A 13,688-nucleotide genomic window follows, 5' to 3' on the forward strand; every position below is an offset into this window, starting at 1 on the left:
CATGACGGCGATCGCAGTGCCGGCCCGCCGGAGGCGGACGAGGAGCCTGCCGGCGACCCCGCGCTACGTCGCGGGCCGGCTGGGCCAGGCCGTGCTCGCGCTGTTCGGCGTGACCACCATCGTGTTCTTCGCGCTGCGCCTCTCCGGCGACCCGGCCCGGTTGCTCGTGCCCGAAGGCGCCACGGCGGCCGACATCGAGCGGGTGCGCGAGCAGCTCGGCCTGAGTGATTCCCTGTGGCACCAGTACCTTTCGTTCCTCGGCAACGCCGTGCGCGGCGACCTCGGGTACTCGTACGTGCAGAACCGGCCGGCGACGGCGCTGATCGCCGAGCGGCTGCCCTACACCGCGAACCTCGCGGTGGCCGCGCTGATCCTGTCGGTGGTGTTCGGCGTGGTGATCGGGGTGATCACGGCGCTCAAACGCGGCCGCTGGCAGGAACGTGTGCTGATGCCGATCGTGCTGGTCGGACAGGCGATGCCGGCGTTCTGGACCGGGCTGCTGCTCGTGCTCGTGTTCTCGGTGGCGCTGCGCTGGCTGCCTTCCACCGGGTACGACGGGCCGCTTTCCTTGCTGCTGCCCGCCGTCACACTCGCGTCGCTGTCGGCGGCGGCGATCGCCCGCGTGACGCGCGGCGCGGTGCTGGAACAGCTGTCGCAGGACTACGTGCGCACCGCGCGGGCCAAGGGCGCGAGCACCACCCGGCTGGTGCTGCGCCACCTCGCGCGCAACAGCGCGATCCCGGTGCTCACCGTCGCCGCGCTGGAGCTGGCCAACCTGCTCGGCGGCGCGGTGGTGACCGAGGTGATCTTCGCGTGGCCGGGCATCGGCCAGCTGACGATCCAGTCGGTGTCGGCGCGAGACTTCCCGGTGGTGCAGGCGATCGTGCTGTTCGCCTCGGCGGTGTACATCGTGATCAACCTGCTGACCGACCTGCTCTACGGCGTGATCGACCGGCGCGTCGCCACCGGCGGCAACGGAGGTGCGGCATGAACCGGCGGGCGATCGTCATTCCCCTGGTCGTACTCGCGATCTACGTGCTGGCCGCGGTGTTCGCACCGCTGCTGGCGCCGTTCGACCCCGACAAGGTCACGCTCGCGCAGCGGCTGCTGCCGCCGGGCGGGCACCACTGGCTCGGCACCGACGCGCTCGGGCGCGACGTGCTCTCCCGCGTCATCTACGGCACGCAGGTCTCGCTGCTCGTCGCGATCGGTGCCGTGGTGGCCGGCGGTGTCGTCGGCATCGCGCTCGGCGTGCTCGCGGGCTGGCGCGGGGGCTGGCTCGGTGCGGTGATCATGCGCTTGGTCGACATCGTGCTGTCGGTGCCGTTTCTCCTGCTGGCGATCCTCGTGGTCGCGGTGCTCGGGCCGAGCCTGCTCAACGTGGTGGTGTGCCTGGCGCTCGTGCGCTGGCCGCGCTACGCCCGCGTCGCCCACTCCGCGACGCTTCAGGCCCGCGGCCGCGGGTTCGTCCGCGCGGCCACCGCGACCGGCGCGCCCGCGTGGTGGATCGTGGTGCGCCACGTGCTGCCCGAGGTGCTGCCGGTCTCCATTGTGGTCGCCACGCTGGAGCTGGGGCTCATGGTGATCTACGAGGCCTCGCTGTCGTTCCTGGGCCTCGGTGTCCAGCCGCCCACCGCGTCGTGGGGCTCGATCCTTTCCGACGGCCAGCAGTACATCGCGTCGGCGTGGTGGCTCGCGACCTTCCCGGGCATCGCGTTGTTCCTGCTCGTGCTGGCCGTGAACCTGCTGGGCGACGCGGCCCGCGACCGACTGGACCCGGCGAAACGCGCCGAGCTGCCGCGCCCGCGGCTGCTGCGCAGGATGGCGAGGCAGACCGCATGATCCCCGACTACCGAGGCGAGTTCACCGGCAAGCGCGTGGTCATCACGGGCGCGGCCGGGCTGATCGGCACGTGGACGGCCGAGGCCTTCCACGCCGAAGGCGCCGAGTTGCTGTTGTCCGACAACCGGGCCGAGCCGGTGCAGGAGCTGGCGAAACGGCTGGGCGCGCACGCGGCGGTGGCCGACCTGACCACCGGCGCCGGCGTCGACGAGCTGATCGCGGCGATCGACGAGCACTGGCCGACGGCCGACATCCTCGTCAACAACGCCGGCATCTACCCGCGCACGCCGGTCGCCACCACCGAGCGCGAGACGGTGGAGACGATCTTCGCCGTCAACGTTCTCGCGCCCTACCAGCTGGCGCGGCACGTGATCGCGACGATGACCGCCACCGGCACCCAGGGTTGCATCGTCAACCTGTCGTCCGGCGCGGCGAAACGCCCGACCCGCACCGGCGGCGTCTACTCCGCGAGCAAGGCGGCACTGGAGATGCTCACGCGGTCGCTGGCCCTCGAGACGGGTGAGGCCGGGATCCGCGTCAACAGCGTCGGCCCCGGGTTCGCGCCCGGCAGTGAGGTCAGCGAGCTGCCGGACGAACACGTCGCCAAGATGCGCCGGGCGATCCCGCTCGGGCGCACGTCCGGGCCCGGCGACGCGCCGTCGGCGATCCTGTGGCTGTGCTCCAGTGCCGCGTCGTTCGTCACCGGCACCACCCTCGACGTCGACGGCGGGCGCACCGCCGGCGACTTCACCCCCTCCGGAGGTGCGTCGTGACCTACCCCTGGCCCGGCGGCGCCCGCGCGGCCGTGTGCTTCACGCTCGATTTCGACGGCGAATCGCCGCACCTGTGGCGCACGCGGGAAAACCCGCCCGCGTCCGTGGGTGAGCTGGAGCAGCGGCGCTACGGCCCGCGGCGCGGGATCCACAACCTGCTGTCCATGATGGACAACCTGCACCTGCGGGCGACGGTCTTCGTGCCCGGCTGGATCGCCGACCGCTACCCGGAGCAGGTGGCCGCGGTCCACGCCCGCGGGCACGAGCTGGCCCTGCACGGCTGGTGCCACGAAGCACCGACGGGCCTGACGCGCGACGAGCTGCGCCGCACGCTGAACCGCGCCGCGGACACGCTCACGGCGATCACCGGCGAACGGCCGGTCGGCTACCGCTCCCCCAGCTGGGACATGACCACCGACGTCTTCCCGGTTCTGCACGAGCTCGGCCTGACCTACGACAGTTCGCTGATGGGCGAGGACCGGCCCTACCTCGTCGACGACCTCGTGGAGGTCCCCGTCGACTGGGCCACCGACGACGCGCCCTACTACCGCTACGTCGGCGGGGATCCGCGGCCACCCACGACGACGCCCGAGGTGCTGTCCGGCTGGGCCGCCGAGATCGCGGCGGCGAAGAAGCTCGGCTCGTTGTGCATGATCACCGTCCACCCGTGGCTGTCGGGCCGCCCCGCCCGCGTGGCCGCGCTGGAAGCGCTGCTCGCCCCCGTCGTCGCCGACGACGGGCTGGCCACCCCCACCACTGGCGTGCTCGCGGCGCACCACCGCGAGCACGGCGCCGGATACGAAGTCCCCCTCGAAGAGTTGGGCAGGCCCGGTCATGACTGAGCTGCTGGAAGTACAGGACCTGAAGGTGTCGTTCGGGGCCGGCCGCGAAGCCGTGCGCGGGGTCGACCTCACCGTCGGCCGCGGCGAAACCCTCGCCGTGGTCGGGGAATCCGGCTGCGGCAAGAGCCTCACCGCGCTGTCGCTGCTCGGCCTCGAACCGGCCGCCGCGCAGGTGACGGGGTCGGCGAAGCTGGCCGGCACGGAGCTCATCGGCCGCGGCGAACGCGAGCTGCGGCGCCTGCGCGGCACGCGGGCGGCGATGATCTTCCAGGACCCGATGAGCTCGTTGAACCCCACGACCCGCATCGGCACGCAGATCGCCGAGGTGCTGGCCATCCACTCGCCGACGCGCCGCTCGGCCCGGCTGCGACAGGCCGTGGAGCTCATGGAGTCCGTGGGCATCACCGACGCCGCGGCGCGCGCGCGGCAGATGCCGCACGAGCTCTCCGGCGGCATGCGCCAGCGCGTGATGATCTCGATCGCGCTGGCGGGCAGTCCCGAGCTGCTCATCGCGGACGAGCCCACCACGGCGCTCGACGTGACCGTGCAGGCCCAGGTTCTCGCGCTGCTGCGGGAACGCACGCGGGACACGGCGCTGCTGTTCATCACGCACGACATGGGTGTGGTCGCGGAGATCGCCGACCGCGTCGCGGTGATGTACGCGGGGAAGGTCGTGGAGACCGGCACCGTGCGCGAAGTCCTCGAAGCCCCGCGCCATCCCTACACCGCGGCGCTGCTGCGCTCGGTGCCCGATCCCGACCGCCCGGCGGCCGGGGAGCTGCCCACCATTCCCGGGCAGGTCCCCGCCGTCGGTGCGGTGCTCGAGGGCTGCCCGTTCCGGCCCCGGTGCGACCACGCCGACGAAACGTGTGCCGCGGCCCCGGCGCTCGTCGAAGGTGTCGCGTGCTGGCACCCGGTGTCCCGCGAATCCCAGGAGGTGGCGTGATGACGGATCTCGTGGTCGCGGAAGGACTGGTGAAGCGTTACCCGGTGCGCGGCGGCACGGTCGCGGCCGTCGACGGTGTGAGCCTGCGCGTCGAGCAGGGCACCACGCTCGCGCTCGTCGGCGAGTCCGGCTGCGGGAAGTCGACCACCGGGCGGCTGCTGCTCGCGCTGGAACGACCCGACGAAGGCAGCGTGGAAGTCGCGGGGCAGGCCGTGCACTCGATCGGCAAGAAGCAGCTGCGTGAGCTGCGGCGCACGATGCAGCCGGTGTTCCAGGACCCGTACGACTCCCTCAACGGCCGCATGACCGTGGGCCAGATCGTCTCGGAACCCCTGCGCGTGCACCACTTCCGCGGCGATCTCGACGCGCGCGTGCGGGAGCTGCTCGAAGCCGTGACACTCGCGCCGGAGCTCGCGCAGCGCTACCCGCACGAGCTCTCGGGTGGGCAGCGCCAGCGCGTGGCGATCGCGCGCGCCATCGCGCTCGACCCGGAGTTCCTCGTGTGCGACGAGCCGGTGTCCGCGCTGGACGTCTCGGTGCAGGCGCAGGTGGTGAACCTGTTGCGGCGCCTGCAGGACGAGCGCGGGATCACGTACCTGTTCATCAGCCACGACCTCGCGCTGGTGCGCCACCTCGCCCACCGTGTCGCGGTGATGTACCTCGGCCGGATCGTGGAGGAGGGCGAGACCGAGGAGCTGTTCGCCGACCCGCGCCACCCGTACACGCAGCTGCTGCTCGCCGCCGCGCCCCGGCCGCGCGTGCGTGACCACGACCGGGAAGAGCCCGTGGAGCAGCTCGGTGAAGCGACGAGTGCATTGTCGCGATCGGGCGGTTGCTCGTTCGCCCCGCGCTGCCCGCTGGCCACGGACCGGTGCCACACCGAGGATCCCGCGCTGCGGCCGCTCGCGGACACGCGCGCCGCCGCGTGCCACTACGCCGAGACCGCGCGGGTCGGGGCCGCATGATCACTCGTGACGAGTACGGAATTCCGTCGGTGGTGGCGGAAACCGAGGACCAGGCGTGGTTCGAGCTCGGCCGCGCCGCCGCCGAGGACCGCCTGTGGCAGCTGGAGTACGACCGCCGCCGCGCGGCGGGCCGGTGGGCCGAGGTCGTGGGCGAGCCGGCCGTGGCCGCCGACCGGCTCGCGCGCCGGCTGCGCCTCGCCGACGCCGCCGACCGAGACCTGGCGGCCATGGACCCCGCCACGCTCGCGACGTTCGAGCACTACGCGGCGGGCCTCAACGCCCACGTCGCGGAGCACGGCACCGGGGTCGAGCACGAACGTGGCGGCATCGGCTGGGAACCGTGGACACCCCGGGATTCCCTGCTGATGTTCAAGATCCGCCACGTGCTGATGGGCGTGTGGCAGTACAAGATCGCCCGCGCCGTGCTGCGCGCTACGGCCGGCGCCGAGGCGGCGGCGAAGCTGGACCCGCGGCCGCTGCCGGGCATGCGCGTCACCGTGCCGCCGCTGGGCCGGGTCGACGACGCCCGCGCGAACCTGTTCGAGCAGGCCCGCGCCGACGTCGAGGCGGCGGCCGGCCACCTCGGGTTCCTGAGCGAGTCCGAAGGCGGGTCCAACGCATGGGTGCTCGGCGGAAGCCGCACCGCGAGCGGGAAACCGTTGCTGGTCAACGACTCCCACCGTGCGCTGGACGTGCCGAACACCTACTGGCAGGCCCACGTGCGCTGCCCGGAGTTCACGGTGTCCGGCGCGACCTTCCCCGGCCTGCCGGGCTTCCCGCACTTCGGCCACAACGGCCGCGTCGGCTGGGCCATCACCAACGCCGCTGCCGACGCACAGGATCTCTACGTGGAGCACTTCCGCGGCGAGCAGGTGCGCACGGCCGACGGCTGGGTGGCCGCGTCCGTGCGCGACGAGGTCATCCACGTGCGCGACGGCGAGGACCGCGTCGAACGCTGCTGGCTGACCCCGAACGGTCCCGTCGTGCACGGCGACCCCGCGAGCGGCGCGGCCCTGTCGCTGCGCTGGACGGCCACCGACGGCGCGTGCGAGCAGTTCGGTGTGCTGCGCCGGATGCTGCTCGCCCCCGACGTGCCTACGCTGCTCGACGCACAGGACGGCTGGGTCGACCCGGTCAACAACCTGCTGGCCGCCGACAACAACGGACACGGCGGGCACGTCGGCTACCTGCTGCGCGGGCAGCTCCCGGCACGCGACAACCACGCCGCGACGCAGCTGCCCGTGCCCGGCTGGGAGGCCGCGCACCGCTGGCGCGGCCGGGTGCCGTTCGGCGAGATGCCGCGGACAGAGGACCCGCCGGAAGACCTCATCGTCACGTCGAACAACACGGTCACCGCCGCCACCCACCCGGTCATCTCCCACGCCGTCAACGATTCCTACCGCTCCGAGCGCATCCACGAGCTGGCCGCCGCGGCCGGCCCCGCGACGGCCGACGACATGCGCGCGTGGCAGGGCGACACGACGTCGGTCGCGGCCCGCCGTTGGGCGGAGCTGCTCGATCGGCGCGGGCCGTTTTCCGGAGACGCGGAGCGGGCCCGCGCCGTGATCGTGGCCGGCCGGGGCGACCTCGGGCCGGGCGAGGCCACCGGGCTCGTGCACGCGTGCTTCCGCCGCGAGGTCGCCGCGCGCGTGCTGGACGCCGAGGTCGGCGCGGACACGCGGGCGTGGCTGATGAAGTGCGGGCTGCCGGGCATACCGGTGGTGCTGCGCCGGTGGTTCGCGAGCCTGACCTGGCCGCGCGAGGGCGAGTGGCCCGCCGAGGGGCTCGGCGACGACCTGCTCGCCGACGCGCTCACCGCGGCCTGGCGCCGCGTGGCGGAAACGGGCCCGCGGCCGTGGGGCGAGGTCCACCGCACGGCGGCGAAGCACCCACTGCACCCCGTGGTCGGCGCGGAGTTCGACCCGCCGGCCGTCGGCATCGGCGGTGACAACGAGACGATCCAGAACGGCGCCTACGGCTGGATTCCCGGCGGGCGGTTCGACATCACCAACCTGTCCGTGTACCGGCAGGTGCTCGATCTGGCCGATCTCGGCGCCTCCGGCTGGGTGATTCCGGGCGGAGCGTCCGGCTCGCCCGGTTCCGCGCATTATTCTGACCAGCTGACCGCGTGGCAGCGCCACGAGCTCGTCCCGATGCACCCGCCCGCAACCACGGAAGACCCAGCCACGAAAGAGGAGCCGCGACCCGGTGACTGACCAGCCTCCCGAACCGGCCAGCCTGGTCCGCACCGCGTACCAGGCGATCCGCGAGGCCGTGCTGGACCGGCAGCTGCTGCCCGGCGAGCGAGTGACCGTGCGGCCGCTGACCGAGCGCCTCGGCATCTCGCCGACGCCGGTCAAGGCCGCGCTGGCCATCCTCGAACGCGAGGGATTCCTCGTGGCGCGGCAGCACTCGGGGTACTTCGTCGCCGAGCTGACCGTTGCGGACATGCGCGACATCTACGAGCTGCGCTCGGCCGTCGACACGCTCGCCGCACGCGACATCGCCCGCACGCAGCCGGCGGAGCTGCTCGCCCGGCTGGCCGATCTCGTCTCCGGCCAGCAAGCGGCCCTGGCCGCCGGCGACGTGCCGCGCTACGCCGAACTAGACCGCGAGTTCCACGCGCTGATCTGGCAGGGCTCGGCCAACCGCCGCCTGCTGGCCATCGCCGACCTGCTCGGCGCGCAGCTGCAGCTGGGCCAGAACGTGACGATCGCCGTCCCCGGCCGCCCCGAGGCGAGCCTCGACGAGCACGGGGAGATCCTGGACGCGCTGCGCTCCGGCGACACGGCCGCCGCGGAGCAGGCGACGCGCCGGCACGTCGCCCAGGTCATCCGGGCCTTGGAGTCGGCGCTGCCGGAATAACGACACACGGAGGTGGAGGACGTGGACTTCGGGCTGACCGAAGACCAGGAAGCGCTGCGCCGCGGCGCCCGCGAGCTGGCGGCGAAGTTCCCCGACGAGTACTGGGCGCGCTGTGACGCCGCCGGTGAGTTTCCGTGGGACTTCTACACCGCGTTCGCCGACGCCGGCTGGCTCGGCATCGCGATCCCTGAGGAGTACGGCGGCGGCGGGCTCGGGATCTTCGAAGCCGCGCTGCTGCTGGAGGAAGTCGCCGCGTCCGGCGCCGGGATGAACGGGTGCAGCACCATGCACCTCACGATCTTCGGCCTCAACACCATCGTGAAACACGGCAGCCCCGCCCTGCGCGAGGAGATCCTCCCCCGCGCCGCCGACGGCTCTCTGCACGTCTGCTTCGGCGTCACCGAACCCGATGCCGGCACCGACACCACCCGCATCCGCACCTTCGCCCGCCGCGAAGGCGACGGCTACGTGATCAACGGCCGCAAGGTCTGGATCACCAAAGCCGGCCAGTCGCAGAAGATGGTGCTCATCGCGCGCACCACGCCGCTCGAGGAAGTCGAGCGGCCCACCGACGGCATGTCGTTGTTCCTCGTGGACGTCGATCCCGAAGCCATCACGCTGACGGCGATCCCGAAGATGGGCCGCAACGCCGTCAGCTCCTACGAGGTCGCGATCGACGACCTGCGCGTGCCCGCCTCGGCCCGCATCGGCGAGGAGGGCCAAGGCTTCCGCTACCTGCTCGACGGGCTGAACCCCGAACGCATCCTGCTCGCCCACGAAGCCCTCGGCCTCGGCCGCGCCGCCGTGGACCACGCCGTGGCCTACGCGCGCGAACGCATCGTGTTCGACCGGCCGATCGGGCAGAACCAGGGCATCGCGTTCCCGCTCGCCGAAGCCCAGACGCGCCTGGACGCCGCCGCGCTCATGGCCCGCAACGCCGCGTGGCGCTACGACCAGGGTCTCTCGTGCGGGCGCGAGGCCAACATGGCCAAGTGGCTCTGCGCCGACGCCGGGTTCCAGGCCGCCGACCGCGCGATGCAGACCCTCGGCGGCATGGGCTACGCGAAGGAGTACCACGTCGAGCGTTACTTCCGCGAAGCCCGCCTGTTGCGGATCGCGCCGGTGAGCCAGGAGATGGTGCTGAACTACGTCTCCACCCACGTGCTCGGGCTGCCCAAGTCGTACTGAGACCGACACGCCGAAGCGGTCCCACCCGGGGGATGCCGGGTGGGACCGCTTCGGTTTCCTGGCCGCGCCTAGATCTTCGGCAAGGCCACGTCGTACACCGTGGCCGTGCCCGCCATCACCTTCACCTGCCGGAACTGCGGCTGGTACCCGTTGGCGGCGACGGTGACCATCAGCGGGTTGTAACCCTTGTCCAGCCACAGCCGGTAGTGGCCCTGCGCGTCGGTCTTGAGGGTGTACGAGACCTCCCCGCACACTCCATTGTGGACCATCGTGCAGACCTGCACCGTGGCGTCGGACACCGGGGCGCCCGACGCGGTGTCGGTGACCGTGCCCGAAAGCTCACCCCAGGCCTTGGGGGCCGCGGCCTGCAGCGTGACGGGCAGGGCCGCCACCGCGTAGGGCGAGTCGGTGTCGAGCGCGATCGTCGCCGTGTACTTGCCGGGCTGTGTGACCTTGCCGGAGTCGACGGTCACCGCGACCTTCGCGGTGGCGCCGGGTGCGAGGTCCAGCTCAGTGCTGCCTTCGGAGAGCCAGCCGGCGTCGTCGTCACCACACTGGTCGTAGCCCGGCAGCATCGCCGTGGTGCGCAGCGCCGGCACCAACGAACCGACCTGGTAGAGCGCACACGCCCCGCGCCCGCCGCCGTAGTACTCCTGCGGCAGGTCCGGCAGCGACGACCACTTGTCGCTCACCGGGTCGTACTCGATGGTGTGCGCGGTCTCGCCGGCCTGGGAGACGACCGAGCCGGTGCCGGTCTCGCCACCGGCGAGCTGCAGGCGGCCGTTCGCCCCGCTGTAGGCCATCTGAGAGACCTCGTACGGCGCGTCGGCCACCTTCGTCCACGCGGCGCTGCCCGGCTTGAACACGTAAGTCGACTTGATGTTCGTGACGCCACCGACGTACCCGCCGGCGCACACGATCTCACCGTGGATTCCGGCACAGGCCGCGTCGCTCTCGGCCTCCGGGTAGTCGGGCAGCGCCGACCAGGCGTTGCGCACCGGGTCGTAGACGAACGCCGTCTTCACCGGGTCCTTGCCGCACACGCTCGCGCAGCCGCCGACCACGTACAGCTTCCCACCGAGCGTGGCGGCGGTGGCGCCGTAGACCTTCGCCGGCAGGTCCGCCAGCCGCGACCAGGTGTTCGTCTGCGGGTGGTAGGCGTACGTCGTGGACAGGACGCCGGGCATCCCGGCCCCGCCGACGACGTACAGCGAACCGTTCAGGAACGCCGCCGCACCACGCATCACCGGCTCCGGCATGTCCGCGATCGGCGACCACGCGGCGGTGACCGGGTCGTACACGTAGCTGCGGGCCGAGGGCGAGAGCATGTGCATGGGCATGCCGCCCGCACTGTAGATCTTGCCCTGGTAACCGCCGAGCGCGCTTTCGTAGGTGAACTCCGGGACGTTCGCCAGCGGCTGCCAGCCGGCCGCCGCCGACGGGTCGACCCCGGTGAATCCGGTGACGTGCTCGCCGAGCGACACGTGCACCGGTGCCGTGCCGGTGTTGGTGAGCTTCACCGTCTGGTTCGCGATCTGGCCCATCGTCTTGCTCACGGCCAGCGCGGTCGAACCGACCGCCAGCTGCCCGGCCTTGAGCTTGACGTCCAGGCGAGCCACGGAGTTCAGGCCAGTCGTCGTCGACAGCGCCGGTGACGAGTACCGCGGCAGGCTCGCCGTGTACTGGTGCGCACCGGTGGTGTCGAACAGCTCGTAGAAACCGTCCGCCAGCGCGGCGTCGTCGGGCGTGGGCGAGCTGACCGCGGAGCGGGCCGCGGCGGCCGAGTCGGCCACCGTGACGTCGTCGAGCGGCCGGCCGTTGTTGGCGTCGGTGACCACACCCGCGACCAGGCCGCCTTCGCCGGCCGTGCACGAACCGACGACCACGTCGTCGAGCTCCGCGAGCGAGTTCCCGCCACCCTGGAAGTGGAACCGCACGCGCACGGAGTCCTTGCCCGCGGCCTGGGGCAGCGGGATCGACACCTGCGTTTGCACGAGTTCGGTGGTGTGGTGCGCCAGCGAGCTCCACGTGGCACCGCCGTCGAGCGACAGATCGGCGTCGAACGCGCTGTTCCCGTCCGGCACGTACACGCCGCCGAACGACAGCACCGGGGCGTCGTCGCCGGTCAGGTCGAGGACCGGCGAGAGGAACGTGGTGTCCTCCGCCTTGCCGTCGCGGGTGATCGGGCTGGCGAGCGCGTAGTTGCCACTGCTGATGAAGTTGAACAGCTCGATACCGTTGTCGAACGTCCAGCCCGTCGAGGCCGGGTCGGCGTTCGTCACGGTCCACCCGTCCTTCGGGGTGGTGCCGAGCCAGCCGTCGAAGCGCGTCAGCGCGGCGTGGCCGTAGCCGAGCGCGGTGCACGCGTTCGGGTCGACGGCGGCGGTGAAGTTCTGCCGCACGCCCGAATCGGCGACGGTCACCTGCTTGTCGATCGGCTGGTACCCGGGCTGCACCGCGGAGACGTGCAGCTGGTAGGCGGCGCCCTGGGGCAGGTCGACGCTGTAGTGGCCGGAGAACGGGTCGGTGTAGACCGCGCCGCCGGGGTAACCGTCGACGGTGATCTTCGCGTACAGCGGCCAGCCGTGGCCGGAGCCGTCGGTCACGGTGCCCGACACGGCCTGCGTGGCGATCTTCGTGACGGCGTAGTCGGAGGTGGCAGCCTGACCGTCCACGATGGACAGTGAACCACTGCCGTTCTCGTAGCCGAAGCGGGTGACCGCGATCTGGTAGGAGTCGGCGGCGACGGCGAGGTGGTAGGCACCCTGGGCGTCGGTCGTGGCGTGGTAGACGTTGCCGGTGCCGTTGCCGGTGGCGGTCACCGTGGCGCCGGCGATCGGCGTGCCCGCGGTGTCGCGGACGTGCCCGGCGACCGTCCCTTGTGGAGTGTAGGCCAGGGTGGCGACGCCGTGGGGCGAGCCGAGGCCGGTCGGGCCGTCCCAGCCCGGGCCGGCGGTGCACAGGACCGTTGCGCACGAGCCGTTGGTGCCCTCGGTGACGTCGTAGAGGTCGTTGCCGTGGTTGAAGTAGGCGTAGGTCGCGGGGTTCGTGCCCGGACGTGGGTCGCCGGCGAGGGCGAACATCGAGGCGATCAGCGGCGACGACAGGCTCGTGCCGCCCACCTGGCCCCAGCCGCCGGACTTGCCGGAGTCGTAGATCGCGAAACCGCTGGCCGGGTCGGCGATGGCGGAGACGTCGGCGATGGCGCGGTTCGCGCAGCCGGTGGCGAGCTCCTGCTGGTACTCGGGCTTCGGCTCGTACGGGGAGCAGCCGGAGCCGGCGTCGGACCAGGCCTGCTCGCTCCAGCCGCGCGGGTTCGCCGGGTCGCGGTAGAGGTTCGTGCCGCCGGCGGCGACGACGTTCGGGTTGGCGGCGGGCCAGTCCTGCAGGCCGTAGGCGTGGTCACCGGTCGAGGCGACCATCGCGACGCCGGGCACGGTGTAGTGCGAGTCGAGCGTGCCCTCTTCGGGGTCTTCACCGTCGATGCCGTAGGAGTTCGAGATGAACTTCGCGCCCAGGCGCACGGCGGTGTCCACAGCGACCACGATGTCGTACGGGCTCGTGGACGCGCCCTCGACGAGCAGGATGTGGCACGCGGGGCAGGCGGCCGAGACGGCGTCGAGGTCGAGCGCGGTCTCCTGCGCCCAGCCGTCGTCGTCGGCGGGGTAGTTCACGCCGCCGTTCTGGTCCACCTTGCGGAAGCAGCCGTTGTCCGTGGTGCACGGCGGGAGGCCGTACTGCGCGCGGTACACGGCGAGGTCGGCCTCGGCGTGGGAGTCGCCGAGCGCGTCGATGATGGCAACGGTCTTGCCCGCGCCGCCGTCAGGGAGGTCGTAGGCGGCCTTGATGTCGGCCGGGCCGAGCGAGTCCGGCAGCGGGCCGGCGTTGCTGGTCAGCGGGCGCAGGTCCGTGCCCGCCTTGAACAGCGAGTTGCACGTGACGGTGTGCGGCTTGGGCTTGGCGGGGTTGCAGCCGGTCGGGGCGTAGAGCGCCTTGGGCGCCTTCGCGGCGGTCTTGCCGGTGGCCGTCCGGGTGGCCTTGTCGGCGGCGACGGGCTTCGCGTCGCCGGAGGTGCTGGCGGCGTCGAGCACGGCCTGCCCGGCGGCCTGGGCCGGGGCGTCCGCGGACGTCTGCGGTTGTGTCGTGCCGGGTAGGAGGCCGGGTTGGGTGGTGCCGACGACCAGCGCCAGGCCGGCCAGCACCGGGAGGATGAGCGCCAGCAGGCGCCCCCGGGGGACTCTCAAGGGATAACCTTTCCGTTCGCCCG

Annotated in this window: 10 protein-coding genes; 9 read left to right on the plus strand and 1 reads right to left on the minus strand. The window is 72.3% G+C overall.

Translation table 11 applies throughout. From position 1 onward, the window contains the following. Window position 1 precedes the first annotated feature (1 nt). From QRX50_RS40100 to QRX50_RS40140, 9 genes are read left to right on the plus strand one after another with little or no spacing between them, the layout of a single operon-like run. The gene (locus tag QRX50_RS40100; protein ID WP_285968291.1) at window positions 2-991 is read left to right on the plus strand and encodes an ABC transporter permease; all 990 of its coding nucleotides are present in this window, start codon (window positions 2-4) and stop codon (window positions 989-991) included. Then, complete coding sequence (locus QRX50_RS40105) at window positions 988-1,842, plus strand: ABC transporter permease (RefSeq protein ID WP_285968292.1); 855 nt, start codon at window positions 988-990, stop codon at window positions 1,840-1,842. Before QRX50_RS40100 ends, QRX50_RS40105 begins: the two co-directional genes overlap by 4 nt. Continuing rightward, window positions 1,839-2,615: an SDR family NAD(P)-dependent oxidoreductase gene (locus QRX50_RS40110; protein ID WP_285968293.1), complete on the plus strand. Its 777-nt coding sequence runs from the start codon at window positions 1,839-1,841 to the stop codon at window positions 2,613-2,615. Before QRX50_RS40105 ends, QRX50_RS40110 begins: the two co-directional genes overlap by 4 nt. After that, window positions 2,612-3,457: a polysaccharide deacetylase family protein gene (locus QRX50_RS40115; protein ID WP_285968294.1), complete on the plus strand. Its 846-nt coding sequence runs from the start codon at window positions 2,612-2,614 to the stop codon at window positions 3,455-3,457. Before QRX50_RS40110 ends, QRX50_RS40115 begins: the two co-directional genes overlap by 4 nt. Further along, window positions 3,450-4,403, plus strand: coding sequence for an ABC transporter ATP-binding protein (locus QRX50_RS40120; RefSeq protein WP_285968295.1), 954 nt, complete (start codon window positions 3,450-3,452; stop codon window positions 4,401-4,403). The genes QRX50_RS40115 and QRX50_RS40120 overlap by 8 nt, the downstream gene beginning before the upstream one ends. After that, window positions 4,403-5,368 (plus strand): ABC transporter ATP-binding protein, encoded by a 966-nt coding sequence (locus QRX50_RS40125; RefSeq protein ID WP_285968296.1) that lies wholly within the window; start codon window positions 4,403-4,405, stop codon window positions 5,366-5,368. The genes QRX50_RS40120 and QRX50_RS40125 overlap by 1 nt, the downstream gene beginning before the upstream one ends. Beyond that, window positions 5,365-7,584: a penicillin acylase family protein gene (locus QRX50_RS40130; protein WP_285968297.1), complete on the plus strand. Its 2,220-nt coding sequence runs from the start codon at window positions 5,365-5,367 to the stop codon at window positions 7,582-7,584. The genes QRX50_RS40125 and QRX50_RS40130 overlap by 4 nt, the downstream gene beginning before the upstream one ends. Beyond that, window positions 7,577-8,233, plus strand: a complete 657-nt coding sequence (locus QRX50_RS40135; RefSeq protein ID WP_285968298.1) for a GntR family transcriptional regulator — start codon at window positions 7,577-7,579, stop codon at window positions 8,231-8,233. The genes QRX50_RS40130 and QRX50_RS40135 overlap by 8 nt, the downstream gene beginning before the upstream one ends. A gap of 21 nt (window positions 8,234-8,254) precedes the next feature. Continuing rightward, window positions 8,255-9,421 (plus strand): acyl-CoA dehydrogenase family protein, encoded by a 1,167-nt coding sequence (locus QRX50_RS40140; protein WP_285968299.1) that lies wholly within the window; start codon window positions 8,255-8,257, stop codon window positions 9,419-9,421. 68 nt (window positions 9,422-9,489) lie between these two features. Here the strand turns inward: QRX50_RS40140 and QRX50_RS40145 are convergent, their stop codons facing one another. Continuing rightward, window positions 9,490-13,665, minus strand: a complete 4,176-nt coding sequence (locus QRX50_RS40145) for a carboxypeptidase regulatory-like domain-containing protein (protein ID WP_285968300.1) — start codon at window positions 13,663-13,665, stop codon at window positions 9,490-9,492. Window positions 13,666-13,688 lie beyond the last annotated feature (23 nt).

The organism is Amycolatopsis sp. 2-15 (assembly GCF_030285625.1).
Lineage (GTDB): Bacteria > Actinomycetota > Actinomycetes > Mycobacteriales > Pseudonocardiaceae > Amycolatopsis > Amycolatopsis carbonis.

What these genes read in the sequence shown, in the direction of transcription:
- QRX50_RS40100 (WP_285968291.1), top strand. Translation starts at nt 2, where the DNA reads ATGACGGCGATCGCAGTGCCGGCCCGCCGGAGGCGGACGAGGAGCCTG.
- QRX50_RS40105 (WP_285968292.1), top strand. Translation starts at nt 988, where the DNA reads ATGAACCGGCGGGCGATCGTCATTCCCCTGGTCGTACTCGCGATCTAC.
- QRX50_RS40110 (WP_285968293.1), top strand. Translation starts at nt 1,839, where the DNA reads ATGATCCCCGACTACCGAGGCGAGTTCACCGGCAAGCGCGTGGTCATC.
- QRX50_RS40120 (WP_285968295.1), top strand. Translation starts at nt 3,450, where the DNA reads ATGACTGAGCTGCTGGAAGTACAGGACCTGAAGGTGTCGTTCGGGGCC.
- QRX50_RS40125 (WP_285968296.1), top strand. Translation starts at nt 4,403, where the DNA reads ATGACGGATCTCGTGGTCGCGGAAGGACTGGTGAAGCGTTACCCGGTG.
- QRX50_RS40130 (WP_285968297.1), top strand. Translation starts at nt 5,365, where the DNA reads ATGATCACTCGTGACGAGTACGGAATTCCGTCGGTGGTGGCGGAAACC.